The sequence below is a fragment of the Bradyrhizobium sp. CCBAU 51627 genome, from assembly GCF_028128765.1.
In the GTDB taxonomy this organism is placed as follows: Bacteria; Pseudomonadota; Alphaproteobacteria; order Rhizobiales; family Xanthobacteraceae; genus Bradyrhizobium.
Window position 1 is genome coordinate 1 of sequence record NZ_LBJG01000083.1, and the last position, 24,173, is coordinate 24,173.

At 62.1% G+C, this 24,173-nt stretch carries 21 protein-coding genes and 1 tRNA gene; 12 read left to right on the plus strand and 10 right to left on the minus strand.

Features of this window, described 5'->3' with window-relative positions; all coding sequences use genetic code 11:
* Window positions 1-81: 81 nt before the first annotated feature.
* The 3 genes from XH88_RS29060 to XH88_RS29070 all read right to left on the minus strand — a co-directional run bounded on the left by XH88_RS29060 (window position 82) and on the right by XH88_RS29070 (window position 4,116).
* The gene (locus XH88_RS29060) at window positions 82-1,617 is read right to left on the minus strand and encodes an ATP-dependent nuclease (protein ID WP_271671652.1); all 1,536 of its coding nucleotides are present in this window, start codon (window positions 1,615-1,617) and stop codon (window positions 82-84) included.
* 95 nt (window positions 1,618-1,712) lie between these two features.
* Complete coding sequence (locus XH88_RS29065; protein WP_271671653.1) at window positions 1,713-3,686, minus strand: hypothetical protein; 1,974 nt, start codon at window positions 3,684-3,686, stop codon at window positions 1,713-1,715.
* 196 nt (window positions 3,687-3,882) lie between these two features.
* Entirely contained in the window at window positions 3,883-4,116 is a 234-nt protein-coding gene (locus tag XH88_RS29070; protein ID WP_271671654.1) for a helix-turn-helix domain-containing protein, read from the minus strand.
* 74 nt (window positions 4,117-4,190) lie between these two features.
* Here XH88_RS29070 and XH88_RS29075 point away from each other — a divergent pair, with 74 nt between their 5' ends.
* Window positions 4,191-4,565: an excisionase gene (locus XH88_RS29075; protein ID WP_271671655.1), complete on the plus strand. Its 375-nt coding sequence runs from the start codon at window positions 4,191-4,193 to the stop codon at window positions 4,563-4,565.
* Window positions 4,566-4,657: 92 nt separating this feature from the next.
* On the opposite strand, the gene XH88_RS29080 is transcribed toward XH88_RS29075, so the two are convergent.
* The 5 genes from XH88_RS29080 to XH88_RS29100 form a co-directional block, all read right to left on the minus strand.
* A tRNA-Ile gene (locus tag XH88_RS29080) sits at window positions 4,658-4,733 on the minus strand.
* Between the two features lie 337 nt (window positions 4,734-5,070).
* Window positions 5,071-6,045 carry a Bug family tripartite tricarboxylate transporter substrate binding protein gene (locus XH88_RS29085; RefSeq protein ID WP_271671656.1) on the minus strand — a complete coding sequence of 325 codons (975 nt, stop codon included), beginning with the start codon at window positions 6,043-6,045 and terminating at the stop codon, window positions 5,071-5,073.
* Between the two features lie 164 nt (window positions 6,046-6,209).
* A complete protein-coding gene (locus XH88_RS29090; protein WP_271671657.1) occupies window positions 6,210-7,424 on the minus strand; it encodes an ABC transporter substrate-binding protein in 1,215 nt (404 codons plus the stop codon).
* Between the two features lie 103 nt (window positions 7,425-7,527).
* A complete protein-coding gene (locus XH88_RS29095; RefSeq protein WP_271671658.1) occupies window positions 7,528-8,421 on the minus strand; it encodes a helix-turn-helix transcriptional regulator in 894 nt (297 codons plus the stop codon).
* A 9-nt stretch (window positions 8,422-8,430) separates the two neighbouring features.
* Entirely contained in the window at window positions 8,431-8,697 is a 267-nt protein-coding gene (locus XH88_RS29100; protein ID WP_271671659.1) for a hypothetical protein, read from the minus strand.
* Window positions 8,698-8,726: 29 nt separating this feature from the next.
* Here XH88_RS29100 and XH88_RS29105 point away from each other — a divergent pair, with 29 nt between their 5' ends.
* Genes XH88_RS29105 through XH88_RS29115 form a run of 3 tightly spaced genes read left to right on the plus strand, consistent with a single transcriptional unit; the run spans window position 8,727 to window position 12,679 of the window.
* On the plus strand, window positions 8,727-9,554 hold the full coding sequence (locus XH88_RS29105; protein ID WP_271671660.1) for a substrate-binding domain-containing protein: 828 nt from the start codon (window positions 8,727-8,729) through the stop codon (window positions 9,552-9,554).
* A 54-nt stretch (window positions 9,555-9,608) separates the two neighbouring features.
* On the plus strand, window positions 9,609-10,715 hold the full coding sequence (locus tag XH88_RS29110) for a molybdopterin-binding protein (protein WP_271671661.1): 1,107 nt from the start codon (window positions 9,609-9,611) through the stop codon (window positions 10,713-10,715).
* Window positions 10,716-10,729: 14 nt separating this feature from the next.
* On the plus strand, window positions 10,730-12,679 hold the full coding sequence (locus XH88_RS29115) for a molybdopterin biosynthesis protein (RefSeq protein WP_271671662.1): 1,950 nt from the start codon (window positions 10,730-10,732) through the stop codon (window positions 12,677-12,679).
* Between the two features lie 183 nt (window positions 12,680-12,862).
* On the opposite strand, the gene mobA is transcribed toward XH88_RS29115, so the two are convergent.
* Together mobA and fdhD are read right to left on the minus strand one after the other, a co-directional pair.
* Window positions 12,863-13,498, minus strand: coding sequence for a molybdenum cofactor guanylyltransferase MobA (mobA, locus tag XH88_RS29120; protein ID WP_271671663.1), 636 nt, complete (start codon window positions 13,496-13,498; stop codon window positions 12,863-12,865).
* Window position 13,499: 1 nt separating this feature from the next.
* On the minus strand, window positions 13,500-14,390 hold the full coding sequence (fdhD, locus tag XH88_RS29125; RefSeq protein ID WP_271671664.1) for a formate dehydrogenase accessory sulfurtransferase FdhD: 891 nt from the start codon (window positions 14,388-14,390) through the stop codon (window positions 13,500-13,502).
* 206 nt (window positions 14,391-14,596) lie between these two features.
* Here fdhD and mobB point away from each other — a divergent pair, with 206 nt between their 5' ends.
* The 8 genes from mobB (at window position 14,597) to ybaK (ending at window position 23,860) form a co-directional block, all read left to right on the plus strand.
* Window positions 14,597-15,124, plus strand: coding sequence for a molybdopterin-guanine dinucleotide biosynthesis protein B (gene mobB, locus XH88_RS29130; RefSeq protein ID WP_271671665.1), 528 nt, complete (start codon window positions 14,597-14,599; stop codon window positions 15,122-15,124).
* A 9-nt stretch (window positions 15,125-15,133) separates the two neighbouring features.
* Window positions 15,134-16,390: a molybdopterin molybdotransferase MoeA gene (locus XH88_RS29135; protein ID WP_271671666.1), complete on the plus strand. Its 1,257-nt coding sequence runs from the start codon at window positions 15,134-15,136 to the stop codon at window positions 16,388-16,390.
* Between the two features lie 44 nt (window positions 16,391-16,434).
* Window positions 16,435-16,698 (plus strand): sulfurtransferase TusA family protein, encoded by a 264-nt coding sequence (locus XH88_RS29140; protein ID WP_271671667.1) that lies wholly within the window; start codon window positions 16,435-16,437, stop codon window positions 16,696-16,698.
* 317 nt (window positions 16,699-17,015) lie between these two features.
* Window positions 17,016-18,422: an L-lactate MFS transporter gene (locus tag XH88_RS29145; protein WP_271671668.1), complete on the plus strand. Its 1,407-nt coding sequence runs from the start codon at window positions 17,016-17,018 to the stop codon at window positions 18,420-18,422.
* 39 nt (window positions 18,423-18,461) lie between these two features.
* The gene (locus XH88_RS39305) at window positions 18,462-18,560 is read left to right on the plus strand and encodes an MFS transporter small subunit (protein WP_442868490.1); all 99 of its coding nucleotides are present in this window, start codon (window positions 18,462-18,464) and stop codon (window positions 18,558-18,560) included.
* Window positions 18,561-18,748: 188 nt separating this feature from the next.
* Window positions 18,749-20,452, plus strand: a complete 1,704-nt coding sequence (locus XH88_RS29150) for an NADH-ubiquinone oxidoreductase-F iron-sulfur binding region domain-containing protein (RefSeq protein ID WP_271671669.1) — start codon at window positions 18,749-18,751, stop codon at window positions 20,450-20,452.
* Complete coding sequence (fdhF, locus tag XH88_RS29155) at window positions 20,449-23,217, plus strand: formate dehydrogenase subunit alpha (protein ID WP_271671670.1); 2,769 nt, start codon at window positions 20,449-20,451, stop codon at window positions 23,215-23,217. Before XH88_RS29150 ends, fdhF begins: the two co-directional genes overlap by 4 nt.
* A gap of 169 nt (window positions 23,218-23,386) precedes the next feature.
* The gene (ybaK, locus tag XH88_RS29160; RefSeq protein ID WP_271671671.1) at window positions 23,387-23,860 is read left to right on the plus strand and encodes a Cys-tRNA(Pro) deacylase; all 474 of its coding nucleotides are present in this window, start codon (window positions 23,387-23,389) and stop codon (window positions 23,858-23,860) included.
* Window positions 23,861-24,173: the final 313 nt, after the last annotated feature.

Here is a 24,173-nt window from a genome sequence, read left to right on the forward strand (position 1 = left end):
TGGCTCAGCCTGTTGCTGCGCCAAATCCTCTCGGCTCTCACCGCCGCGCTTCAGGCCATTCCAGCCTGAAGCCAGAGTTCTTCACGGACGACTGATCAGAGCGCGACCTTCGAGTCCGATCTCACGATCGAACTTGTCGATCACGTCTTCAAAATCATCGTTAGCCGCGATTGCCTCGGCGATCATTTTGTAGAAACCGGACCGAGTCACTTCGAGGCCAAAAACTTCGTGCGTCAAGCGGCCAACGTTTTCTGCAAACGTTTCGATCTCCGGGCGCTCGATGGTGGCGCCGCCGCCATTGCGTCGAAGCTTCCACACACAACCGCGCGGAACTTCTTGCAAAACCACGGGAGAGTGCGTGGCAACGATGGCAACGCCGTTGCGGTTGATGAGGAGGTCCGAGACGGCGCGGATAAGTGCAGCAAGAAGTGGCGGATGCAAATGTGCTTCGGGCTCATCCATTAGCACCAAGGTGCGCTCTTCAACGCTCTCGACGAGCTTGGTGATGGTTAGAAGTACAATTTTGTGCCCTGAACTAAGTTTTCGAAAAAGTAGCCTCGCTGCCCTTGCGAGTTCCTCTGCATCAAGGTCAAGCAGAGATGTTGCATCGGTCTCCTCGAAGATCGGATCTGATTCAAGAGTTCGAAGTGCTCGTCGCCATCGCTCGCGGCGCTGTTGGCCGGATGCACACGCTTTCGCGCTCGCTATGAAATCATGCGCCAGTTCGTTGGGTTGCTGAGTCAACGTAACAAACTCGTCGCCGCCATCATCTCCTGTCTGACGAATTCGCTTGCGGAGACCTACATTAGTGTAGCGAATCCCTTTCGTGGCGTTTTTTGATTTTCTTACGATGGGGAAGTCGTCGAAGGCAGAGAATGTCACCGATACAATATTTGCGAAGGGGCTTTCGAGTTGCTCGTCGAGCTCATCACCTTCGTCAAAGAACTTCCCATTTTTATCGATGTCCTCCCCTTCGACAAAGGCACGGGACATGGCGTTTAGAAGATGAGACTTCCCTACGCCGTTACGTCCAATGATTACTTGAATATTGCTGGGCGGTTTGGAGGATGGGACGACCTCGAAAACGAGCGAGAGAGGTGCGAACTCGGGGTCGATCTGAGCTGGGCCCTGATAGCGGAATGTATACTCTGTCAAGCGCGCGCCGCCAGCGACAATTCGGCGGAACTGACCTATGAGCGTTCGCTCGCTCACGGATCGCATCAGTGACGTGCCAGTAACCTTTTCCTCGCGCGCCCTCTGATAAAGCTCCTCGTCCGCAACGATATCGTTTAGCGACGCGAGCAACTCGCTCGCGATGTCGGCGTCGAGCTTTTTAATTGCTTCGTAGTAGTCTGAGTCCTGACCGAGCGAGAAAAACGCCGGCCCGAGCCGTGGAAATTGTGCGGGAAGGTTAGGTCGCCGCTGTTTGGCGGCCATGTCAAACTGCCCGATTTTAACGCCGCCGATGTCATGCTTTACCCCCTCGCCGTCGAAGTAGGTCAGTACGTACAGGGTGCTGAACTCGAACCAATCATCCCAATTATCGGTCCAGAGGTAGCCGACGTCCTGACCTTCGGTAGGCGTTCGGTTTCCATTTGGTATGACCTGAAAGCGCATCGGGCGTTCCTCGATCTATTCGTGCGCACCTGCCTGCTCCTGCGTGCGTTTGGCATCTCAGCAGCGGCGGTGCTGATATCAAGAACGGAATCCTCTCAGTGATTACTCACCAGATTCAGTTTCTCGAAGAAGATCCGGTTCCGGTTTTTAGCGTCGCGCAGCATTTTAGTGTAATCGATCACTTCGTAGTACGCGTTAAAGCCACGATGAAAGCCGTAGTACCCTTGATTGTCGGGCGTCACGAAGGCATCGCGATCCTTGAGCGCGCGGCGAAACGTCGGTGTCAGATCGCATACACAATAGACAGTTGCCGGGATATCCTTATTGGATACTGGAACAGGACGCCCCTTGATCTGGAATTCCCCGCTGCGGATTTCCTCGATTAGCTTGAATGCTTGCGACAGAGGATTGTCGGTCTCGTCGTAGTCGTCACGCCCAGGGCGTTTGAATTCAATCGTGGTGATTGAGTTTATTGGATGTTCGGCCGGGTTTGTGTCGGAGAAGAGTATTTTCTCATCAAACGCCACAATGTCCCCCCGCTGAGCCGACTTAGTTTTCAGCATGTCAAGCGAACGCAACTGCTTATCTGATGCGATGAACGAGTGATAGGTCAGTCGCTCATCGATCATCCAAAGGTTCTGCTCGTTGTAAGGAATATCGTTGTTCGTGGTTTGCATCGGAAAAACGAGCTTATGAACAACTTCTTCGAGCGGATATCGCGCACCCTCATCGGGAGGCAGCGAAATTGCACGCTCGAGGAACTCGATGATGATTTTGCGGTGGCCGACGTACTGCGCTAGCGCCGAGACGCCCAACTCGTTGTATTCATCAAGGAACTGAGTGAAGCGACGATGGTACTCTTCGTAGTCGTCGATTTTATCCGCCTCTTTGATGATGCGGCTTCCTTCACGTTTGAGTTCGGTCTCACGCTGATGGAGTTCTCGATGGAGCGCTGTTTCGATCTCGTTGCGCGAGGGAGAAGGCGAGAGCTTGTTGATGAATTTGTCCGCGTTTCTAAGGAGGATGCGATACTGAGGTGCATCCGATGCAACATAGCGCCGGATCTTGTCCATTTTCTCGGTGTTGATTGACGCGATGATGTTTTCTAGATCCTTCTCCACAAATTCGAGAGCGCGCTCGCGAATCTGAGCGCGGGGGATCAACTCTGCGGTGTCGAACAGCGACGGCTCTGCGTCTGCATCGTCGGCGGCGCTAAAGTCGAAGTCTGTGCGACCAATATTTACGTGGGCGCTCAGATAAGGACTCTGCACGATCGCCAGGTAGAAGAACGCTTCGCCGTTTTCGTCCTCGAGCCGAGCGCCGAGATTTGGAACATAGTCCTCTAACTTGTCACTAATAACGCCGCGTTGGTCAGCGGCGTACACGAGCTTATGCTTTGTCGTTCGCGACGTCGGCAGACGAAATCCGTGAAGAGTGAAGGTCGTGTCCCCAATCGCGAATTCATGCTTTGATGAACTCGCTTTATAGTCTCTCTCGAAGATCTCGTTGATGTCGTATCTCTGGCCCTGGTCGATGACGTAGACGCGCGGGCAGTCGGGCTCGATGAACACGAGAATGAAGTGCTCGATGAGCTTCTGAACGATCACGTCGATCGAGCGTGGAATCTTTTCTTTGTAGCTGCGCTTGAGGCCGGAGAGCGTGATCGTGGTGCCGGGGCCTCCAGATTCCACTTTTTTTGGTAGGCCGGCTGTGTCGAGGGTGTATCTTTCGTCGAACATGTACGAGCGCGAAAGCAGTACGTCGTCAGCACGGAACGTACTATTGATCTTTGCCCCGTCGAACGCTTTTAGCCATGTGAAGCGTCCGAGACCCTTTCCACCATAGAGCACCTTGCGGCGCGAGAATGCTGTGTTGAAGGAATCAAAGTTCTCGTCGTCGAGTCCGATCCCGTTGTCTGTTACTTCAAATCCGACGATCGGCGGGTTCTCTTCCTTCAGAAAGGTGCCAGTCTCCCGAGAAACTCCGACGGTTACTATTCCGGCGCCCTTGGGGAGCTTCGCGTCCTTAATTGCTTGGAAGGAGTTCATAACCGCCTCGAACAGCGGCAAAAGTGGCTTCCACTGAGGAAGAACGGTCTGTCGGACCTGGTTTCCAAGGTCAATTTTTATGGACATTTGGTCAGCCGGTGATGCGAGGCAGCAGCATAGTAATGGAAATTTCGATGATCGCAAATCTCGGTTGTATAAAAAGCGTAGTTCTCGCGAGCGGCGGTGTGTGTGCAGCGAGCCTTCCCGACGTGGCTACTTAATTCACTCCAATATCGGTCTCGACTTGCTTCAAGATTTTGCTCGGCGTCGTATTGAGTGCTTGCGCTAACCGAAAGAGCATCACGAGGGTGGGAGACTTAAGTCCGCGCTCGATCTGGCTCACATATGTTCGGTGAATTTTTGCCCGCTCAGCCAACTCCTCCTGAGAGAGCCCGGCAGCGTTTCTCAGGTTTGCAATGATTTTTCCGAAGGGCGCGTTCGGCTTTTTCACGCCTCATAGTCTTGCCTCGAACACTAAAGAGCTACAGACTATAGTATCCAAACCTTCCGCAGGTGAGAGCTGCAATGGATGAGAAGACGGCAAAGATCTTTCGCGATACCCCTTTAAGATTGGACGTCGCTCTGAAGTTGGCTTTTCCCGCCGGGGGATTGACGGTCAAAGGACTCCGAAAGGAAATTGAGAAAGGGCGCTTGGAGGTCGAGCTGATCGCCAACAAGCAGTTCACCACCCTTGCTGCGATCGAACGGATGCGCGAGCTGTGCAAGGTCCCATCAAGGACCATTCGGTCCCATGAAACGCCCTCTCAGTGTGATGTCCTGCCCGATCGCGAAGATCGGAACGGCGAGTCTGACCTTCAGCGGCTCATAAGAGTTACGCGAGAAAAAAGCCGCGCAATACGGCGCGATCAAAGAGTTCAAAAGAGAAAGGGAACTACTTGAGCGTGTTAAACATTTGGAGAACAAGGGTTGTGCCCCAAGTTGTGCCCCAAATTTCCGTGGAAATAAAACCTATTGTAAGTCCTTGATTTCATTGGTGGGCCCGGCAGGACTCGAACCTGCAACCAGACCGTTATGAGCGGCCGGCTCTAACCATTGAGCTACAGGCCCCGCCGCGAGGCGGCCCCGCGGGAACGCGCGGGCTGGCAACGGTGCGCGGTTCGTTTACAGGGATGGAGGCGGGGGTGCAATGCCGGGACGGGCGAGCCGAACACGCCGGCGCCGCGTCGGTGATGATTTTCTAATTTCCGAATTCCGCGATGATGCCCTTATGCGCCTGTTTTGCCCGACAAGTCAACCGGCTGCGCGGAGTGCCAATTTTCGCTGACGTAACCTGCTGAAATCATGCTGCTTTTCTACTGTGCATGGGGTTGTTTTCGACTTTTGAGGCGAGGGGACCACGAGGTCCCCCGTCTTGCCGGCGAATGGATGGTGGCCGGGCCGTCGCCTAGTCCACCGAGACGCCGGCGAACTCCACGACCTTCCGCCACTTCTCGGTCTCGTCCGTGACCAGCTTGCCGAACTCGGCTGGCGTCATCGGCTTGGGGATGCCGCCGGTCTCCGCGAGGCGCGCCACCAGCTTCGGGTCCTTCAGCGCTTCGCCGACGGCCTTGTTGAGGATCTCGACCACTTCGGGCGGCGTGCCCTTCGGCGCGGAGATGCCGTAGAAGCCGACCGATTCGAAGCCGGGCACCGTCTCGGCGATCGCCGGCACGTCGGCCACGCTCGGCCAGCGTTGCGGCGAGGTCACCCCGAGCGCGCGGACGCTACCGCCCTTGGCCTGCTCCAGCGCCGAGGGCAGGTTGTCGAAGATCAGCTGCACCTTGTTGGAGATGATGTCGGGGAAGGCGATCGCCGATCCGCGATAGGGCACATGCACCATGTCGCACTTGGTCATCGCCTTGAACAGTTCGGCCGACATGTGCACCGAGGTGCCGTTGCCGGACGAGGCGAACGAGATCTTGCCGGGATTGGCCTTGCAATAGTCGATGAACTCCTGGACCGTCTTGGCGGGAAACGCGTTGGAGACGACCAGCATGTTGGTGAGCTGCATGATGCTCGCGACCGGGGTGGTGTCGCGCAGGAAGTCGAACGGCAGCTTCTTGTAGAGCGAGGTCGAGATCGCGTTGTTGGGCGCGACGAACAGCAGCGTGTAACCGTCGGGGGCTGCGTTGATCGCGGCGGCGGCCGCGATGTTGCCGCCGGAGCCGGTGCGGTTCTCGACGATGAACTGCTGGCCGAGATGGTCCGACAGCCATTGCGCCATGATGCGGGCGACGATGTCGACCGGCCCGCCGGCGGCAAAGCCGATCAGCCAGTGCACGGGGCGGTCGGGGTAGGCGGCGGAGGCGGGAGGGGCGGCGGCGAAGAGACCTGACAGCAAGACCAGCCCGAAAACACCGTTCCGCAAAATCCGCAACATGACGCCTCCCGTTGCCTTATTGTTGGAGCGCATGCTTTCACAAAATCCGCCCGCTGCCTACATCGCCTCAAGTCGATGTTGACGGAAGGGGCAGCCGGACCGACCATGAAATTCGCCATCTCGGCGTGGTGAAGTGACGGTCGCCGGAAGCGACCGTCACGCCGTCACTTCTTCACCATCGCACATGCCGGGTCCGGCGGCCCAAACGCCTTGTCGCCGGAAATCGTGCTGAGGATCTTGTAATAATCCCACGGATATTTGCTTTCCTCCGGCGTCTTCACCTGCACCAGCCAGAGGTCGTGCACGATCAGATTGTCGTCGCGAAGCTTGCCGTTGCGGGCGAAGAAATCCTCGACCGGCGTCTCGCGCATCTTCGCGGCGACCTTGAGCGGATCGTCGGTGCCAACAGCCTTGATGGCGTTGAGATAGTGCATCACGCTGGAATAGACGCCGGCCTGCCACATCGTCGGCATCTTGTTCATCTTGGCGAAATAGCGCTTCGACCATGCGCGGGTCTTGTCGTCCATGTCCCAGTAGAAAGAAGTCGTCAGCAACAGACCCTGGGCCGCCTGCAGGCCGAGCCCGTGGATGTCGGTGATCAGCGCCAGCAGTGCCGCCATCTGCTGGCCGCCCTTGAACACGCCGAACTCCGAGCCGGTCTTGATCTCGTTCATGTTGTTCGGAGGACCTGCGGCAATGCCGATGATCTTGGCCTTGGAGGCCTGCGCCTGCAGCACGAAGGAGGAGAGGTCGGGCGTCGCGAGCGGCGGCCTCACCGAGCCCAGCACCTTGCCGCCATTGGCAGTGATGACGCTCGAAGCGTCACGCTCCAGCGAATGGCCGAAAGCGTAGTCGTCGGTGATGAAGAACCAGCTGTTGCCGCCGCGCTTGATCACGGCATCCGCGGTGCCGACCGCGAGCGCGCGGGTGTCGAACACCCACTGGATCGCATAAGGCGAGCAGAACTTGCCATGGAAATCCGCGGTGCCGGTGGAATGGGTGATGAACAGCCGCTTCTTCTCGTTGGCGATGTTCTGCACCGCAAGGCCGACGGCCGAGACCGGCACGTCGACGATCAGGTCGACCTGCTCGACGTCGTACCAGCGCCGCGCGATTCCCGCGCCGATGTCGGCCTTGAGCTGGTGGTCGCCGACCACGATGCTGATCGGCTTGCCGAGCACGGTGCCGCCGAAATCGTCGATCGCCATCTGCGCCGCCGTCACCGAACCCTGGCCGGTGGGCGCGGAGGCGGGGCCGTTCATGTCGGTGAGCACGCCGATCTTGACGACGTCGTCGGACACCTGGGCCACTGCGGTGCCCGACAGCAGCGCCGCGGCCAAGGCAGCCGCGGCCGGTAGTCCAAATCTTTTTGGATTCACGCTTGTCCTCCCTGATCCGGCGCGTTGGCCGAAAGTTGCATGTGCCGGGTACGGCCCGGCTGAATTGGTTTCTTTTGCAACTATTCAGGGGCAGGCGTCAATCTCAGGCGGCGAAGCGGATCTGTCCGGCAGGCAGGGGATCGTAGCCGGTCAGCTCCTCGGCGCGCTGGCGCAGCCGCCGTTCGCTGAGAAACCGGATCAAGGCCTGGATCGGAGGGCGGAAATAGCTGCGCCGCCGCATTGCGAGGTCGAGATTCTCCCAGACCAGCGGCACGAAATCGAGCCCCGCCGAGCGTGCCGCCGCGCGCGGCGCCACGCCACAATCGGCCTGGCCGGCGCGGACCACCTCCGCAAGATCCGGCCCGGTGAGGGCCGGCGTCTCGACGCGCCGCAGATCTCGCATCGAGGCGCCCGCGCGCGTCAGCAGCACGTCGAGCAGCAGCTGCGCGCCGGTGCCCTGTTGCCGCGTCGCCATCCGGGCGCCGAGTGCGAGCACGTCGGCAAGACTGCGCAGCCGCTTGGGATTGCCCGGCGGCAGCACGAAACCCTGCTCGCGGCGCACGAAGGCGACAAGCACCGCATCATGCAAATCCGGCGCGTCCCGCAGTGCCGTCACGCAGGCATCGGAGGCGAGATTGCCTTCGGCGTCGAGGCTGTGGAAGTGCACTGCGACCGCCATCACCTCGTCGCGTTGCAGACGCTCGAGCCCGCGCGCACTGCCTTCGGTCATCGACCCCAGGCCGGAGCCGGATTCGCGCAAGCTCCAATCCAGAAGCTCGTCCTGACTGCCGCCCACGACCGGCGGCGGCTCTGGGGTCAGCATGCCGGCCGGTCGCGCCATGCCCGACAGCACCCAGAGATCGAGTTCGTGTCGCGGGAAGAGCCATTTGCCGGTTACCTTGGTGCAGGGGATCGCGCCATTGGTGACGAGTTCGTAGAGCTTTCGTTCGCCTAAGCGGAGATAGTCAGCGGCTTCGCTGGTCGTCAGGAATTCCATCCTGCATTCCTATGCAAATTCTTGCTTCTTTTTGATGTTCACGCGGGTGGAATTCTGCATTTCAGTTTTTGTCCGCGGGAACCATGCCCGATGATCTCGCTGCTTTGCAACACATCCGCGCGCGCGTTTTCTGCTTTGGTGAACGATCTTGAAGGGCGCGCGCGCCGACTTGTCGATTGGACTCGGCGTGGCGCTGGGGCCCATTGCCGAGATTTCCCGAAAGACGCGTCCGATGGGCAATCGCGTCACGAGTGCGGCGCAATCGATCATCATCATGATCGCGTCATAGCCAATGGGAACCTGAGATGGGCCGCCTGTCCGTTGCATTCGCGCTGTCCTGCGGCCTCACGGCGGCCGTTGCGGCCTCATCCGCTGAGGACCGCAGTATCGTCCTCGCCACAACGACGGCGACGCAAGAGTCGGGCCTGCTGGACTATCTGCTGCCGATTTTCCGCGACAAGACCGCTATCGAAGTGACCGTGATCGCGCGGCGCGCCGACGAGGTGCTCAACGGGGCGCGCAGAGGCGAGGCCGATGTGGTGCTGATGCATGCGCGGCCGCAGGAGGAGAAATTCGTCGCCGACGGTTTTGGCGCGAAGAGGTTCGACGTGATGTACAATGACTATGTGTTGATCGGACCGAAGAGCGATCCGGCGGCCGTGAAAGGCAAGGACATCGCGACGGCGCTGAAGGCGATCGAGGCCAAGGGCGCGCCGTTCGTGACGCGCGGCGATCGTTCAGGTACCCACGCGGCGGAGCTCGCGCTCTGGATCGTTGCCGGCATCGACATCGCCAGCGCCAAGGGCGCCTGGTATCGCGAGAGCGGGCGGGGCATGATCGCTGCCCTCGACGCTGCACGCGCGGCGAACGCCTATGTGCTCGCGGACCGCGCCAGCTGGATCGCCTTCAAGAACCGCGGTGGTCTCGATATTGTCGTCGAGGGCGACAAGCGGCTGCTCAACCAGTACGGCGTGATGCTGGTGAATTCGGAGAAGCATCCGAACGTCAAGAAGGAGCTGGGCCTGGCCTTCATCGACTGGTTGATCTCGCCGGAGGGGCAGGCGGCGATCGCCGGCTACAAGGTCGACGGGCAACAGGTGTTCTTTCCGAATGCTGGCAAGTCGGGCGGATGACGGCCGAGACACCAGCGGTTGCCAAGCCGCGCAATGCATGATCCATCATCAGGCATGACCCAGCGCCTCCCGCCCTCGCTGACGCCGCTCGACACCGCGCTCGCTGCGCTGCTGCACGGCCTTGCCCCGGTCACGCCGGTCGAATTGCCACTGGCCGCCGCGGCCGGCTGTATCGCGGCGGGCATGCAGTTGCTGCCGGCCTGCCCGCCGCGCGACATCGCCGCAGCGGACGGCTGGGCTTTGCGCGCGAACGATCTCGTCGGCGCGTCCTCTTATACGCCAGTGCCTTTGACCGAGCTCCCAGTGTGGGTCGAGGTCGGCGACACCATGCCGACGGAATGCGACTGCGTGCTCGATGCCGGGGCGGTCGAGGTATCGGGCCCGCTCGTCCTGGTGCTGGCGGAGGGCGTTCCAGGACAGGGCGTCGCGCGTAGCGGCAGCGACATCGCAGAAAATGCCCCGGCAGCCACAGCGGGATATCCCGTCGACCCGGCAGCTCTGCTGCTCGCGCGCGTTGCGGGTGCGGACAGGCTGAGTGTCAGGCGACCGCGGCTGCGTATCGTCAATGTCCCGGGCGCGACCGCGACGATACACATGATCGCCGACATCGCGCGCGCGGCGGGACTCGATGTGAGCGCACATGAAGCCGGATCGCGCGACGCGGCATCGATCGCGGAGGCGCTCGATGTCTCCTCTTGCGATCTCCTGCTGACGACCGGCGGCAGTGGCGTCGGACGGGCGGATGCCGCCATCGCGGCGCTGGTTCAGTGCGGGGCGCAGCTCGCCCATGGTCTTGCGCTCCAGCCCGGTCGCACGGCAGCCGCCGGGCGGCTCGGAAAAGTTCCTGTCGTCGCTTTGCCCGGCTCGCCCGGTCAGGCGCTCGCGGTCTGGCTTGCGCTGGCGCTTCCGCTCGTCGATCGATTGTCGGCGCGGCAGTCGCGCCGCACGGTGACCTTGCCGCTTGGGTACAAGATCGCCTCCACCGTCGGCATTGCCGAGATCGCGCTGCTGGTCGAGGAACATAAAACATGGATCCCGCTTGCCGTGGGCGAATGGCCGCTTCACGCCATCGCCCGTGCGGATGCATGGCTGCTCATTCCCGCCAGCCACGAAGGATTTGCAGCGGGCGAGCCGGCCGATGCTTATCTGATGCGGGAATGATATGGGTTCCGGGCATGACGATGATCCCAACGCCGCCAGACCACAGGGCGCTTGAGCAGGAGCAATTTTTAAAGATCCTCTCGCGCGAGGACGCGCTGGCGCGTTTCGAGGCGGCTCTGTTTCCCCGTGCGATCCCAAGCGAGCGGCGCAGGCTTGCCGATGCGCTCGGCGCAGCCCTTGCCGAGGACATCACCGCTCCGATCGACGTGCCGCCATTCGACCGCTCCAACGTCGACGGCTTTGCCGTGCGCTCGGGGGACCTTTCAGCGGCTGCTGAAGGTGCGCCTGTACGGCTCGTGCTGAACCGTGAGACAATTCACTGCGGCACCGCGCCGACGCTGCAGGTGGCGGCACGAACTGCAACGCCGATCGCCACCGGCGGCCCGCTGCCGCGTGGTGCCGATGCGGTGGTCATGGTCGAGCACACCCAGCCGGCCGGCTTGCACGCGATTGATGTTCGTCGCGCGGTCTCGCCGGGCCAATTCGTGTCCTATGCAGGCTCCGACATCGCGCGCGGCGAGGCGCTGCTGCGCGCCGGCACGATCATCGGCTCGCGCGAGATCGGCATGCTGGCGGCGTGCGGTATCGCCGAGGTGAATGTTGTGCGGAAGCCCCGTGTCGCGGTAATCTCCACCGGCGACGAACTGGCGCAGCCCGGAGAGGCGCTTGCGCCGGCCGCAATTTACGACACCAATGGCGCCATCGTCGCAGCCGCGATCGATGAGAATGGCGGCGAGGCGATTTTCCTCGGTGCCATTCCCGACCACGAAGCCAAGCTCGAAGCCGCCATGCGCGGTGCGCTGGCGGTTGCCGATATGCTGGTGCTCTCCGGCGGTACGTCGAAGGGCGCGGGCGATCTGTCCCATCGCATTATTGGCAGGCTCGGCCAACCCGGCATCATCGCGCATGGCGTGGCGCTCAAGCCCGGCAAGCCGCTGTGCCTTGCGGTGTGCGACGACAGGCCAGTGGTGATCCTGCCGGGCTTTCCGACCTCGGCGATGTTCACTTTCCACGATATGATCGTGCCCGTGTTGCGCAGGTTGGCTGGTCTGCCGCCGCGCTCGGATGCCAAGGTGAGCGCGGTCGTGCCGGTGCGTATCGCGTCCGAACTCGGCCGCACCGAATTCGTCATGGTCGCGCTGGTCGAGGGCAGGGACAGCCTGATCGCCTATCCCTCCGGCAAAGGCTCCGGCGCGATCACATCCTTCGCGCAGGCCGACGGCTTTCTGCGCATCGACGCCCTCGCAGACCAGATGCCGGCGGGGACGGAAGCCGAGGTGACGCTGTTCACACCGCATGTGCGCGTGCCAGATCTCGTCATCGTCGGCAGTCATTGCACCGGCCTCGATCTCGTCACTGCGCAACTCTCGCATGGGGGGCTGACGGTACGCTCGATTGCGGTCGGCAGTCTCGGCGGGCTTGCAGCCGCGAAGCGCGGCGAATGCGATTTCGCGCCGATTCATCTGTTCGACGACAAGACCGAGACCTACAACACGCCATATTTGGTCGAGGGGCTCGAGCTTGTGCCAGGCTGGCGGCGAATGCAGGGCATCGTCTTCCGCAAGGGCGACAAGCGCTTTGACGGCCTCGGCGCAAAGGAGGCGGTTGCAGCTGCACTCGCCGATCCCGCCTGCATCATGGTCAACCGTAACCAGGGCGCCGGCACGCGCATCCTGATCGACCGTCTGCTCGGCGGTGCACGCCCGGAGGGGTACTGGAACCAGCCGCGCTCGCACAATGCGGTTGCAGCGGCCGTCGCGCAGCACCGCGCCGATTGGGGCATGACCATTGCGCCGGTCGCCCATGCGGTCGGCCTCGGTTTCATTCCGTTTGCGGAAGAGCATTATGACTTTGCGCTGGTGACAGCGCGCAAGCAGCGTCCGGCCGTGCAGGCTTTTCTTGATGCCCTTGGTTCGCAAGAGGCGCGCGCCGCACTCGCGCATGCGGGCTTCCGGCCCGCGTAAGACGGCGGGCGATGCGGCATCCAAGCTGCGCGACGACGGCGGATATGGCATTCAAGAGAGAGTCGGCCATGGCTGATCCCGGGGCATGTCCCGATCAGTGGTCGCCATCCCTCATCCGGTTCAGGTTTCCATGAGCTCCGGTAGCCGCAGCTTCTCGACGCGGTTCCAAAATCGCAAAGCGGCTCAGGCGGCGTCATCCAGCGCCGCCAGCCGGTCGGCCTCGGCGATGTCCTCGACCGTGTTGGCGTTAAAGAACGGATCGAGCGGCTCGGCCGGCCATGTCACCGTCGCGAGCGGATAGCGTGCGGTCCAGCGGTCGATCTTGCGGAGATCTTCGACGACCAGGGCGTGACGTAGTTCGTTACGCAAGGCGACGCACCACAGGCCAATCACCGGATGCGACTGGCCGCCGGATGCGGCAACTGCGAGCTGGGCATTCTCCCGGGCTCGTGCCTCGTGAAGGCGCGCGACGAGATCGCGCGGCAGGAACGGGCAATCGCCGGCGGCGCTGAGCACCCAATCGATGTCCGGGCAGTGTCTTGCAGTCCAGTCGAGAGCGGCAAGAACGCCTGCGAGCGGGCCGGGAAAGCCGGGTACGTCATCGGCGACCACCCGTAAGCCGAACGGGGCAAACCGTGCGGGATCACCATTCGCATTGAGGATCAACCCGTCGCACTGAGGCGAGAGGCGCGCGATCACGCGCTCCAGGATGGTGCGTCCGCCGATGGTTCGCATCGGCTTGTCGCCGCCGCCCATCCGGCGTGCGAGGCCGCCGGCGAGCAGCACGCCAAGAGTCGGCGGAACATTTGTTGCCGGCATACTAGTCGTCACCACCTTCGCCCTTACGCTTGTGCTTCGCCGATTCCTCTTCGACGTAAGCAAGATTCTGATCGTAGACGATCCGTTCCTCGCCCGCGAGCGCGATGAAGCGTTTTCCGCGCGTACGACCGACCAGCGTCAGGCCTACTTGTCTTGCGAGATCGACGCCCCAGGCGGTGAACCCGGAGCGCGACACCAGGATCGGAATCCCCATCCGCACCGTCTTGATCACCATCTCCGAGGTGAGCCGACCCGTGGTGTAGAGGATCTTGTCGGAGGCATCGACGCCGTGGCGGTACATCCAGCCCGCGATCTTGTCGACGGCGTTGTGGCGCCCGACATCCTCGGTGTAGCAGAGCGGCTCGCCCGCCTTGCACAGCACGCAGCCGTGGATCGCGCCGGCCTCGAGATAAAGCGAGGGCATGGTGTTGATGGTCTGCGTCATCTGGTACAGCCAGGAGGTGCGCAGCTCGGCCTTGGGCAGCGCGACACTCTCGACCTCTTCCAGCAGATCGCCGAAGGCGGTGCCCTGCGCGCAGCCCGAGGTCTGCGTCCGCTTCTTCAGCTTGGCCTCGAAATTGGTGTGGTGCTCGGTGCGCACGACGACGACCTGAAGGTCATTGTCGTATTCGACCTCGGTGACCGCGTCATTATATTTCAGCATGTTCTGGTTCAGCAGGTAGCCGAGTGCCAGATATTCCGGATAGTCGCCGATCGTCATCATCGTGACGATCTCCTGCGCATTCAGGTAGAGCGTCAGCGGCCGTTCCATCGGCACCTTGATCTCGACCTTGGCGCCGGTCTGGTCGGTCCCGGTCACGCTCTGGGTCAGGCGCGGGTCTTCGGGATTCGGGACGATCAGGGGCACCGGGGCTTTGTCGATCTTCATCATGGTGGCGACGTTAGCATGACATTCGGGTCAAGCCGATATAAGCATGGCAAGGAATGGGCAAAATGCTTCCGCTCGTCTTTGCGCGCGCGCGAAGCAATCCAGAATCTTTCCACGGGCGGCGGTCTGGATTGCTTCGCTCCGCTCGCAATGACGGGGAGGGGGACAGTAGTTCCATTGGCGACGCTGGTTGCGGAAAGAGACCTGGAATGAAAGTCATCGGCCTTGCAGGCTGGAGCGGTGCGGGCAAGACGACGCTGCTGACGCGGCTGATCCCGCATTTCAACGCGCAGGGCGTGCGCGTCTCCGTGATAAAGCATGCGCATCACCGGTTCGACGTCGACGTGCCCGGCAAGGATTCCTGGCGTCATCGCGAGGCCGGTGCGGCCGAGGTTCTGGTGGCGTCGTCGAACCGCTGGGCCTTGATGCACGAGCTGCGTGGTGCGGCCGAGCCGCGGCTTCCGGAACTTTTGAGCAAATTGTCCGCGGTCGATCTCGTGGTGGTCGAAGGCTTCAAGCGGGAGCTGCACTGCAAGATCGAGGTGCATCGCGCCGCCAACGGCAAGCCGCTGCTGTTTCCTGATGATCCTGGCATTGTCGGGATTGCGACCGACGGTGCGGTTGAAACCCGGTTGCCGACCGTCCATCTGGACGATATCCAGGCCGTAGCGGCATTGCTGTTGCGTGCAGCGATGCCTATCGAGAAAGTGGTTGCAATAAGCGCAGCGATGCGCTGACGAGGCACCATGGCGCAACTGTCGGATGATTGTTTTGCTTTCGGTGGACCGATGATGTCGGTCGACGAGGCCGTTGGTCTGATCGCGGCCCGCGTCAGCGCGGTCGCCGATATCGAGGCGGTGACGCTGGTCGAGGGCGACGGGCGCGTGTTGGCGCACGATATCGCGGCGCCGCTGCCGTTGCCGCCTTTCACCAACTCGGCTGTCGATGGCTACGCCGTCGGCAATGCCGACCTCCCCGAGAAGACAGAACAGGCATTCCCGCTCGACGGCCGCATCCAGGCCGGCGGCCTTGCTCAAGCGCCGATCAAGCCCGGCCACACCGCGCGCATCTTCACGGGCGCGCCGATGCCGCCGGGCGCCGAGACCGTCTTCATGCAGGAAGATGTCCGCATCGATGAATCAGGCAAGGTCGTGCTGCCCTCCGGGCTGAAGCAGGGTGCCAATGTTCGTCCGGCAGGAGAGGACATCCCGGTAGGACAGATTGCCCTGCGCGCCGGTCAGCGACTGCGGCCGCAGCACGTTGCGCTTGCCGCGGCCTTCGGACTGACGCGGCTTGACGTCGTCAGGCGCATCCGCGTTGCTGTGTTCTCGACCGGCGACGAACTCGCCTCGCCCGGTGAGCCGCGTGCGGCCTCGCAGCTGTTCGACTCCAATCGCTTCATGCTGATGGCGATGCTGCGCCGTCTGGGCTGCGAAGTCTCGGATCTCGGCATCCTGCGCGACGAACGGACCTCGCTCGCGAGCGGATTGAAGCGGGTTGCAGGCCACCATGATCTGATCTTGACCACGGGCGGTGTTTCGACCGGGGAGGAAGACCACGTCAAGGCGGCGGTCGAAAGCGTTGGCTCACTCGTGCTGTGGCGGATGGCGATCAAGCCCGGCCGGCCGGTGGCGATGGGCATCATCAACGGCACGCCACTGATCGGACTGCCCGGTAACCCCGTCGCAAGTTTCGTCACTTTCGTCCATGTGGTGCGGCCTACGGTGCTCGCGCTCGCCGGCAGTTTGCCGGAACCACTGTTGCCGATCCCGCTGCGCGCGGCCTTTACCTACAAGAAGAAGCCGGGCCGGCGTGAATATGTGCGCGCTTCCTTGCGCCGCGCTCAGGATGGTACGCTGGAAGCGGTCAAGTTTCCGCGCGAAGGCGCCGGGCTGCTCTCGTCGTTGGTGGAGACCGACGGGCTGATTGAGCTGGGCGAAGATATCACGCGCGTCGAGCCGGGCGAGAGCGTAGGTTTCCTGTCCTATGCAGACGTGATCTGAGCCCTTGCGTTGACGCACTCGCTCCCTCCCGCCATGTTGCAATCATGACCCGAACGACGCTCGACCTCACCGGGCTCAAATGCCCGCTGCCGGCTTTGAAGACACGCAAGGCGCTGAAACCACTGCGGCCGGGCGATCAGCTCGAAGTGCACTGCACCGATCCGTTGTCGGTGATTGATATCCCGAACCTGATCCGCGAGACCGGCGACACGGTGGAGATCACCGAGCGCAATGACGTGCGCATCGTGTTCTTGATAGAAAAAGCGAATGGCTCGATAGACGGCGCCAATGCTGCGCTGCGTTCTTAAGCGCGCGTGACCGCGCTGATACCGACCTTTTATCTATCGACATCGATCACTGCTTCTGCCCCAATTGACTTTGTCCGCACGGGCGCGGAGGTTGAGTCTCGTCTACGATACGCGGACCAGCGGGCCACGCGCGAAGCCTGCACATCGTATCGGGCATAGAGCCCCGTTTGAGGGGTTAACTTTTCAGATGCGTGTGACGATCCTGGCGCGTGTCGGATGATTGTGCGGAGCAGCGGGGACAAAGCTGCAATGCATGGGCTGAGGAACAGGATCTAGCGGCAGCTTGCTTAGAAGGGCGGCTGCAGGGGAGGAGTTTGATGGGCGCTCTATCGTTTCTTGATCGTCAGCATACTGTTGCGGAGCCCGGCTTCAGTCGGTGGATGGTTCCTCCTGCGGCGCTGTGTATTCATTTGTGCATCGGTCAGGCTTACGCTCTCAGCGTGTTCAATCTTCCGATGACCAAGCTGATCGGCATTACCCAGTCGGCACCGGACGATTGGAAGCTGACCGATCTGGGCTGGATTTTCTCGATCGCCATCGTGTTTCTAGGTCTGTCCGCGGCGGTGTTCGGACGCTGGGTGGAAGAAGGGGGACCGCGACGCGCAATGTTCACCGCCGGACTGTGCTGGAGCGGTGGCTTCCTCCTGTCGGCGGTGGGCGTCTATTCCCATAGCCTGTGGCTGATCTATTTTGGCTATGGCGTTCTCGGCGGCTGTGGACTGGGACTCGGTTACATTTCCCCCGTGTCCACGCTGATCAAGTGGTTCCCGGATCGTCCCGGCATGGCCACGGGAATGGCGATTATGGGCTTTGGCGGAGGCGCCTTTATCGCCTCGCCGCTCTCGGTCTGGCTGATGCAGAAATTCTCGACTCCGACGCATGTCGGCGTAGCGGAGGCCTTCATTGCGCTCGGCGTCATCTATTTCTGCTTCATGATGGTTGGCGCGGCGATCGTCCGCATCCCGGCACCGGGCTGGAAGCCTGAAGGCTATACGCCGCCGGCGGTCTCTCAGAAGCTGATCACTACCAAGCACGTCTATGTTTATGATGCGATCAAGACGCCGCAGTTCTGGCTGATCTGGTGTGTCCTCTGCCTCAACGTGACCGCCGGCATCGGCGTTCTCGGACAGGCATCGGCGATGAGCCAGGAGATGTTTCCGGGCCACGTTACGGCACTCGCGGCTGCGGGCTTTGTCGGTCTCTTGAGCCTGTTCAACATGCTCGGTCGCTTCTTCTGGGCTTCGATTTCAGACGTCATCGGACGCAAGAACACCTACTTCTGCTTCTTCGTGTTGGGAACCGTGCTGTATATCGCGGTGCCCTGGACCGGCGCGACAGGCAGCGTTGCACTGTTCGTGCTCTGCTTCGTCATCATCATGAGCATGTATGGCGGAGGATTTGCGACGGTTCCCGCCTATCTGAAAGACATGTTCGGCACGCGCTATGTGGGAGCGATTCACGGCGTGCTCCTGACGGCGTGGTCGGCGGCCGGCGTGTTCGGTCCGGTGCTCGTGAACTACATCCGGCAATACCAGATCGACCACGGCGTCGCGAAGGCGCAGGCCTACAACACCACGATGTACATCATGGCGGGGTTGCTCGTGATCGGCTTCGTCTGCAACTTCCTGATCACGGCCGTTCATGAACGCTATCATATGAGGGACCACGAGACCGAGGAAGCCGAGGCGGATGTCGCCGCCATAGGAAAGCCGGTGGGCGCGTAAGGGGGCAGGACCATGCAGACCACAAATCAGGACAGCTCGATGAAACTGAAGGTTGCCCTCGCTTGGGGCTTCGTCGGCATTCCCCTTCTATGGGGCGTGTTGCAGACCATCGACAATGCGATGAAGCTGTTCAAGTAACGGGTAGGACGCCGTTGGCGTTCGGTTCGTTAGGTCGCAGAAATCGTGGTTACCGGGTTCCATGGCGGGGCGGAGCGCGTGAGCGCCCCGCCCTGACCGCATTTTGAGTTGACCGATAGGCTCAATTATTGGCATCTGGTATGCCAATATTTCGAGTCGATCCTCTTACGAGGAAACGAGGCCATTTGATGAGCCATGACGTGCACCAGGTTCGCGAGTTCGAGCATCCGGGCGAGGGGCGTCGGCGCGCCAAGCCGACGCCCAAGGGGCGGCAGGTCGATCCGACCGCCGCGCACGAAATCGAGCAGTTGCTCGGCGATCGCCCGCGGCGGCGCGATCTGCTGATCGAATATCTCCACCTGATCCAGGACAAATATCACCAGATCTCGGCCGCGCACCTGGCCGCGCTCGCCGACGAGATGAAGCTCGCTTTCGCCGAAGTGTTCGAGACCGCGACCTTCTACGCGCATTTCGACGTGGTGAAGGAAGGCGAGCCCGACATCGCGCCGTTGACGATCCGCGTCTGCGATTCACTGACTTGCGCGATGCTCGGCGGCGAAAAGCTGCTCGCGGATTTGCAGAGCGCATCCGGTCCCGGCATCCGTGTCGTGCGTGCGCCGTGCGTTGGCCGCTGTGACACCGGGCCGGCTGCGGAAGTCGGCCACAACTTCGTCGACCACGCGACCGTGGTCAATGTCATGGCGGCCGCGAAAGCCGGCGACACCCACGTGCATCTGCCCAGATATGTCGATTACGACAGCTATGTCGCCGGGGGCGGCTACAAGCTGCTGAGCCGCCTGCGCTCGGGTGAGTTCTCGAAAGACGATCTGCTGAAGGCGCTCGATGACGCCTCCCTGCGCGGCCTCGGCGGTGCCGGTTTCCCGACGGGCCGCAAATGGCGCGCGGTGCTAGGGGAGCCCGGTCCGCGACTGATGGCGATCAACGGCGACGAGGGCGAGCCCGGCACGTTCAAGGACCGCGTCTATCTCGAAAGCGATCCGCATCGCTTTATCGAAGGCATGCTGATCGGCGCGCATGTGGTGCAGGCCTCCGAGGTGTACATCTATCTGCGCGACGAATATCCGGCCTCGCGCGAAATCCTGACACGCGAGATCGCAAAGCTGCCCGCAGGCGGCCCGACGCTGCACATGCGCCGCGGCGCTGGCGCCTATATCTGCGGGGAAGAGTCCTCGCTGCTCGAGAGCATCGAGGGCAAGCGCGGCCTGCCCCGGCACAAGCCGCCGTACCCGTTCCAGGTCGGCCTGTTCGGCCTGCCGACCTTGATCAACAACATCGAGACGTTGTGGTGGGTACGCGACATCGTCGAGAAGGGCGCGGATTGGTGGAAGGGCAATGGCCGCCACGAGCGTCATGGCCTGCGCAGCTACTCGGTCTCCGGGCGCGTCAAGGATCCCGGCATGAAGCTCGCGCCGGCGGGCATCACCGTGCGCGAACTGATCGACGAATATTGCGGCGGCATGGCCGATGGCCATCAGTTCTACGCTTACCTGCCGGGCGGCGCGTCCGGCGGTATCCTGCCGGCGTCGATGGACGATATCCCGCTCGATTTCGGCACGCTGGAGAAATACGGCTGCTTCATCGGCTCGGCGGCGATCGTGATCCTGTCGCAGAAGGACAGCGTGCGCGCGGCGGCAGTGAATCTGATGAAGTTCTTCGAGGACGAGAGCTGCGGCCAGTGCACGCCGTGCCGCGTCGGAACCCAGAAAGCGGCGCTGCTGATGCAGAAGCCGGTCTGGAACCGTGCCCTGCTGGAAGAATTGAGCCAGGCGATGCGCGATGCCTCGATCTGCGGGCTCGGACAGGCGGCATCGAATCCGCTGTCTTCCGTGATCAAATATTTCCCTGACGAGTTCAAGGAAGCGGCCGAATGACGAAGATTACGTTTGAGCTCGACGGCAAGCAGGTCGAAGCCAAGCCCGGCGAGACGATCTGGCAGGTCGCCAAACGCCAGGGCCGCGAAATTCCGCATCTGTGCTATTCGCCGGCGCCCGACTATCGGCCCGACGGCAATTGCCGCGCCTGCATGGTCGAGATCGAGGGCGAGCGCGTGCTGGCGGCGTCCTGCAAGCGCACGCCGTCGGTCGGCATGAAGGTCAAGACCGAGTCGGCCCGCGCGACTGCCGCGCAGAAGATGGTGATGGAGCTGCTGGTTGCCGACCAGCCGGCGCGCGAAACCAGCCACGATCCGGATTCCAAGTTCTGGCATTGGGCCGAAACCACTGGTGTCACCGAGAGCCGCTTCCCCGCCGCCGAGCGCTGGGCGACCGATGCCAGCCATCCGGCGATGCGGGTCAATCTCGATGCCTGCATCCAGTGCGGTCTCTGCGTGCGCGCCTGCCGCGAGGTCCAGGTCAATGACGTCATCGGCATGGCCTATCGGAACGCCGGCGCCAAGATCGTGTTCGACTTCGACGACCCCATGGGCGAGTCCACTTGTGTGGCCTGCGGCGAATGCGTGCAGGCCTGTCCGACCGGTGCGCTGATGCCGGCCGTGATGCTCGACGACAAGCAGACCCGCGTGACCTACCCCGACAGGAAGGTGGACTCGCTCTGCCCGTTCTGCGGCGTCGGCTGCCAGGTCACCTACGAGGTCAAGGACGAGAAGGTGATCTATGCCGAGGGCCGCGACGGCCCCGCCAATCACAATCGTCTTTGTGTGAAGGGCCGCTTCGGCTTCGACTACATTCACCACCCGCATCGCCTGACAAAGCCGTTGGTACGTCTGCCGAACGCGAAGAAGGATGCCAACGACCAGGTCGATCCGGCCAATCCCTTCACGCATTTTCGTGAAGCGAGCTGGGATGAAGCGCTCGACATCGCCGCCAAAGGTCTCGTCAAGATCCGTGACGAGAAGGGTGTAAAGGCGCTCGCCGGTTTCGGCTCGGCCAAGGGCTCGAACGAAGAGGCCTATCTGTTCCAGAAGCTGGTGCGCACCGGTTTCGGCTCGAACAATGTCGACCATTGCACCCGGCTGTGCCACGCCTCGTCGGTGGCGGCGCTGTTCGAAGGTCTGAGCTCGGGCGCGGTGTCGGCGCCGTTCTCGGCGGCGATGGATGCCGAGGTGATCTGGGTGATCGGCGCCAACCCGACCGTGAACCATCCGGTCGCGGCGACCTTCATCAAGAACGCGGTCAAGCAGAACGGCGCCAAACTGTTCGTGATGGATCCGCGCCGGCAGGCGCTGTCGCGTCATGCGACCAAGCATCTGCAGTTCAAGCCCGGCTCCGACGTCGCCATGTTGAACGCGATGATCAACACGATCATCACCGAGGGCCTGACCGACGACCAGTACATCGCCGGCTACACCGAAGGGTTCGAGGACCTCAAGGAGAAGATCAAGGAGTTCACGCCGGAGAAGATGGAGGCGATCTGCGGCATCCCCGCGCAGACCCTGCGCGAAGTCGCCCGCACCTACGCCCGCGCGAAATCGTCGATCATCTTCTGGGGCATGGGGATCAGCCAGCACGTCCACGGCACCGACAATGCGCGCTGCCTGATTGCGCTGGCGCTGATCACCGGCCAGGTCGGCCGTCCCGGCACCGGCCTGCATCCGCTGCGCGGCCAGAACAACGTGCAAGGCGCCTCCGACGCCGGCCTGATCCCGATGTTCCTGCCGGACTATCAGCCGGTCGGCCGCGACGACATGCGCGGTGCCTTCGAGAAGCTGTGGCAGCAGGACCTCGATCCTGTCCGTGGTCTCACCGTGGTCGAGATCATGAATGCGATCCATGCCGGCGAGATCAACGGCATGTATATCGAGGGTGAGAACCCTGCGATGTCCGATCCCGATCTGCAGCATGCGCGCCAGGCGCTCGCGATGCTCGATCATCTCGTGGTGCAGGATCTCTTCGTCACGGAGACCGCGTTCCACGCCGATGTGATCCTGCCGGCCTCGGCCTTTGCCGAGAAGGACGGCTCCTTCACCAACACCGACCGCCGCGTGCAGCTCGCGCGTCAGGTCATCAAGCCGCCCGGCGATGCGCGGCAGGATCTCTGGATCATCCAGGAGATCGGCAAGCGCATGGGGCTGCCGTGGAATTATGCCGGTCCGGGCGATGTCTACACCGAGATGGCCGAGCTGATGCCGTCGCTGAAGAACATCAGCTGGGAACGACTGGTGCGTGAAGGCGCCGTGACCTATCCGGCCGATGATCCGAACAAGCCCGGCAACGAGATCATCTTCACGACGGGATTCCCGACCGCAAGCGGCCGCGGCAAGATCGTGCCGGCCCATGTCATTCCGCCGGACGAAGTGCCCGACGACGAATATCCGATGGTGCTCTCGACCGGCCGCGTGCTGGAGCACTGGCACACCGGCTCGATGACGCGACGCGCGCAGGTGCTGGACCAGATCGAGCCGGAGGCGGTTGCGTTCATGTCGCCGAAGGACATGCGCAGGAAGAAGCTGGTGCCCGGCGATTTCATCCGCCTCGAGACCCGCCGCGGCGCCATCGAGGTCAAGGTCCGCTCCGACCGTGACGTGCCGGAAAACATGGTGTTCATGCCGTTCTGCTACGCGGAGGCGGCGGCGAACCTGCTGACCAACCCGGCGCTCGATCCGTTCGGCAAGATCCCGGAGTTCAAGTTCTGCGCCGCGCGCGCCGAACGCGCGGAGATGCGGGACGCGGCGGAGTAACAATCCGCGTAAAACAACCCCATGCACAGTAGAATTGGGGTTGAAAGTCTTGAGGAATTTTCGGTATCGCCGAAAATTCCTTGCGGCGTCGGGCAAAACACCTGTATTGGTACATGATCACCAACAACGCCCGGTTTCGCCGCTCGTGGCGATGGCGGTAAACCTAGCCATGTCCAAAGTCACCCCTGCCACCCGCGCGCTCACGTCCGCCGGTGTCGCCTTCAGCGTCCACACCTACGACTACGATCCCGATGCCGAAAGCGTCGGCCTGCAGGCGGCGGCGGCCCTCGGCGAAGATCCGGCGCGCGTCCTCAAAACGCTGATGGCGCTCGTGGACGGCAAGCCGGTCTGCGTGATCGTCCCGTCCGACCAGGAGGTCTCGATGAAGAAGCTCGCCGCTGCCGCGAGCGGAAAGTCGGCACAGATGATGAAGCCGCCTGAGGCCGAGCGCCTGACCGGCTACAAGGTCGGCGGCATCAGCCCGTTCGCGCAGCGCAAGCTGGTCCGCACCGTGATCGAGCAGAGCGCGCTTGCGCATGAGCTGGTTTATCTCAATGGCGGCCAGCGGGGCCTGCAGGTGCGGATGAAGCCTGCCGATGTGCGGGATGTCGTGAAGGCGGTCGTGGCGGACGTGATTGCCTGACGGCCCTTGAGGCAAAGCGAGAGATCGGCGTGCGGCGCCTGGCGATATTTCCGGCAATCGCCACGCTGACCGCTCCCTCCGGGCTTTTGCAATAGCAGGCCGCATGTTTCACGCGCACCGGTATCACCGTCGCTCGTGTTTCGGCGGAGGTCCGCTCCTGTTCACAAATGCTGACGGTGGGCGGGCAGTGTACCAAGGTCGGCTACAGCACAATCCGGAAGTGGCATTGCGTTGACGTGAGCGTCTGACTATACCTCAGGTTGTGACGTGCGTCCGAGCTCTTCGCTCTGATCATCCCGGTTTAGGATCGTCT

What these genes read in the sequence shown, in the direction of transcription:
- XH88_RS29135 (WP_271671666.1), top strand. Translation starts at nt 15,134, where the DNA reads ATGGCGCAACTGTCGGATGATTGTTTTGCTTTCGGTGGACCGATGATG.
- XH88_RS29085 (WP_271671656.1), bottom strand. Translation starts at nt 6,045, where the DNA reads ATGTTGCGGATTTTGCGGAACGGTGTTTTCGGGCTGGTCTTGCTGTCA.
- ybaK (WP_271671671.1), top strand. Translation starts at nt 23,387, where the DNA reads ATGTCCAAAGTCACCCCTGCCACCCGCGCGCTCACGTCCGCCGGTGTC.
- XH88_RS39305 (WP_442868490.1), top strand. Translation starts at nt 18,462, where the DNA reads ATGAAACTGAAGGTTGCCCTCGCTTGGGGCTTCGTCGGCATTCCCCTT.
- XH88_RS29115 (WP_271671662.1), top strand. Translation starts at nt 10,730, where the DNA reads ATGACGATGATCCCAACGCCGCCAGACCACAGGGCGCTTGAGCAGGAG.
- XH88_RS29140 (WP_271671667.1), top strand. Translation starts at nt 16,435, where the DNA reads ATGACCCGAACGACGCTCGACCTCACCGGGCTCAAATGCCCGCTGCCG.
- XH88_RS29100 (WP_271671659.1), bottom strand. Translation starts at nt 8,697, where the DNA reads ATGATGATGATCGATTGCGCCGCACTCGTGACGCGATTGCCCATCGGA.
- XH88_RS29075 (WP_271671655.1), top strand. Translation starts at nt 4,191, where the DNA reads ATGGATGAGAAGACGGCAAAGATCTTTCGCGATACCCCTTTAAGATTG.
- XH88_RS29110 (WP_271671661.1), top strand. Translation starts at nt 9,609, where the DNA reads ATGACCCAGCGCCTCCCGCCCTCGCTGACGCCGCTCGACACCGCGCTC.
- fdhD (WP_271671664.1), bottom strand. Translation starts at nt 14,390, where the DNA reads ATGATGAAGATCGACAAAGCCCCGGTGCCCCTGATCGTCCCGAATCCC.
- mobB (WP_271671665.1), top strand. Translation starts at nt 14,597, where the DNA reads ATGAAAGTCATCGGCCTTGCAGGCTGGAGCGGTGCGGGCAAGACGACG.
- mobA (WP_271671663.1), bottom strand. Translation starts at nt 13,498, where the DNA reads ATGCCGGCAACAAATGTTCCGCCGACTCTTGGCGTGCTGCTCGCCGGC.
- XH88_RS29060 (WP_271671652.1), bottom strand. Translation starts at nt 1,617, where the DNA reads ATGCGCTTTCAGGTCATACCAAATGGAAACCGAACGCCTACCGAAGGT.
- XH88_RS29150 (WP_271671669.1), top strand. Translation starts at nt 18,749, where the DNA reads ATGAGCCATGACGTGCACCAGGTTCGCGAGTTCGAGCATCCGGGCGAG.
- XH88_RS29105 (WP_271671660.1), top strand. Translation starts at nt 8,727, where the DNA reads ATGGGCCGCCTGTCCGTTGCATTCGCGCTGTCCTGCGGCCTCACGGCG.
- XH88_RS29145 (WP_271671668.1), top strand. Translation starts at nt 17,016, where the DNA reads ATGGGCGCTCTATCGTTTCTTGATCGTCAGCATACTGTTGCGGAGCCC.
- XH88_RS29095 (WP_271671658.1), bottom strand. Translation starts at nt 8,421, where the DNA reads ATGGAATTCCTGACGACCAGCGAAGCCGCTGACTATCTCCGCTTAGGC.
- fdhF (WP_271671670.1), top strand. Translation starts at nt 20,449, where the DNA reads ATGACGAAGATTACGTTTGAGCTCGACGGCAAGCAGGTCGAAGCCAAG.